The sequence below is a fragment of the Kitasatospora sp. NPDC091257 genome, from assembly GCF_044757675.1.
In the GTDB taxonomy this organism is placed as follows: Bacteria; Actinomycetota; Actinomycetes; order Streptomycetales; family Streptomycetaceae; genus Kitasatospora; species Kitasatospora lactacystinica.
In genome coordinates this window covers 1-1,799 of sequence record NZ_JBIVVI010001539.1, presented here as the reverse complement: position 1 = coordinate 1,799, position 1,799 = coordinate 1, and the positions used below count along the sequence as shown (strand labels likewise).

2 protein-coding genes are annotated in these 1,799 nt (G+C 75.5%); both read left to right on the top strand.

The features are described 5' to 3' along the window. Window positions 1-236 precede the first annotated feature (236 nt). Window positions 237-1,148: a DUF5133 domain-containing protein gene (locus tag ACIQOV_RS40060; protein ID WP_359898307.1), complete on the top strand. Its 912-nt coding sequence runs from the start codon at window positions 237-239 to the stop codon at window positions 1,146-1,148. Between the two features lie 152 nt (window positions 1,149-1,300). Further along, window positions 1,301-1,741, top strand: coding sequence for an SRPBCC family protein (locus ACIQOV_RS40055; protein ID WP_401055885.1), 441 nt, complete (start codon window positions 1,301-1,303; stop codon window positions 1,739-1,741). The last annotated feature ends 58 nt before the right edge of the window (window positions 1,742-1,799 follow it).

The following is a 1,799-nucleotide window of genomic DNA, read 5'->3' as shown; positions in this document are numbered from 1 at the left end:
CCTTCCTCTGGGGCCTCGCGGGCTGCTGGGCCCTGACGCTGGCGACCGCCTTCGCGGTGCTCCGCGCCTGCGCCGACGGCCGGACGCCCTCGACGGCCCCCGACGCCCGCTGACGGTCTCCGGCGGGCCGTCAGCGGCCGTCTGCGGGCCGACCACCGGGGTGAGGCGACCGACGGCGCGGTTTCGCTGCGTGATCGGCGCATACTTTCCGTAAACACACGGAGGTGCTCATGCCCATGGTGGATGTCGCTGCGCTCGGCCGGCTGGTCGCGGAGTACGAGGCCCTGTCCCCGTCGAGCTCGCCGGAAGCCGGGCAGCGGCTGCGCGACGTCTGCTACACGATCGGCATCTACACCGGGGAGGCCGACGCGGTCCGCGCGGTCGCCAGGGCCCGCCTGCTGCTGGCACGCCAAGGCCCGGCCGACGTCGCCACGGCGGCGGCCGGGGCGCCGGCGAACGACCGGGCCCGCGCGGCGCTCCTGGCCGAACTCGGCGAACTCGCGGCCCACGAACGGGTCCGGTCCGGGCCCCTCCAGAGCCTGCACGACGTGGTGCAGCTGACCCGGGTCACGGTCCCGGACTGCGTGGGCGCCGCCGTCAGCACCTGGCACGACGACGGCTCGGTCGAGACCTTCGCGGCGACCCCCTCGTACCTGCTCGCCCTCGAACGGGCGCAGGGCGGCTCGGAAGCGGGCCCGCTGCCCCGGCTCCGCCGCCAGGGCGAAGGACAGGTCGTGGTCCGGCTGGACCCCGGCCGGTCGGACCGGTTCGCCGACCGGGCCCGGCGCTGCGGCGTACGGGCCGTGGCCGGCGCCCACCTGCGCACCCACCCGCACGGCTGCACCGTGTTCAGCGCCTACCTGCGCACCCCGGTCGAGCCCGGCACCCCGGCCCTCGGCCTGGTGGAGGTGCTCGCCCTCCAGGCGTCGGCCGCCCTCGACCGCTTCGCGCTGTCCAGGGCGGTCGCCGACCTGCTGGACCGGCGGCACGCCACCGGCCTCGCCATCGGCATCACCGCCGAACGGTTCGACGTGACCCCGCACACCGCGCTGAGCCTGCTCGTCGGCGCCGCCCAACGGCTGGGCACGGACCTCGACACCGTGACCCGGCACCTGGCCGAGGGCGACGGGCCGCGCTCCGCGCCCTGAGTCGGGCCGGTCGGGCCGGACCTCCGGCGGCTTGGACCGGTCCGGTCCGGGGCGGGGCCGGTGGCGGGATGCGGGACGGTTGCGCCGGTGCCGGACGGGCAGGTGCACAGACGGGCGGGAAGGCCCCGGCCGCAGCCTACGAGGAGGTCCTCATGAGCACGGTGAAGGAATCCGTGGACGTGGCCGTGCCCCTGCACACCGCCTACAACCAGTGGACGCAGTTCGAGGAGTTCCCGCACTTCATGGAGGGCGTCGACTCGGTGACCCGGCTGGACGACCGCCACATCCACTGGCGCACCAGCATCGACGGCGTCACCCGCGAATACGACACCGAGATCGTCGACCAGGAGCCCGAGGAACTGATCGCCTGGCGGGCCGTGGACGGCGAGACGGACCGGAAGGAGAAGGTGACCTTCCGGCGGCTCGACCCGGGCCACACCCGGGTCACCCTCGCCGTCGACCTCCGGCACGAGCGGCCGGGGGAGAAGGCCGGCGAGGCCAGGGCCGCGGTCGACCACCGGGTGAAGGGGGACCTGAGGCGGTTCAAGGAGTACGCCGAAGCACGCGGACGGGGGCCGAGCGGCCCGGCCTGAGCCGACCGCGGCTCGCTGCGCGTGACCGTCAGGACGGTGCCGCCGGCCCTGCGGAAGC

Coding starts and splice junctions, on each gene's coding strand:
- ACIQOV_RS40060 (WP_359898307.1), top strand. CDS start 237: ATGGTGGATGTCGCTGCGCTCGGCCGGCTGGTCGCGGAGTACGAGGCC.
- ACIQOV_RS40055 (WP_401055885.1), top strand. CDS start 1,301: ATGAGCACGGTGAAGGAATCCGTGGACGTGGCCGTGCCCCTGCACACC.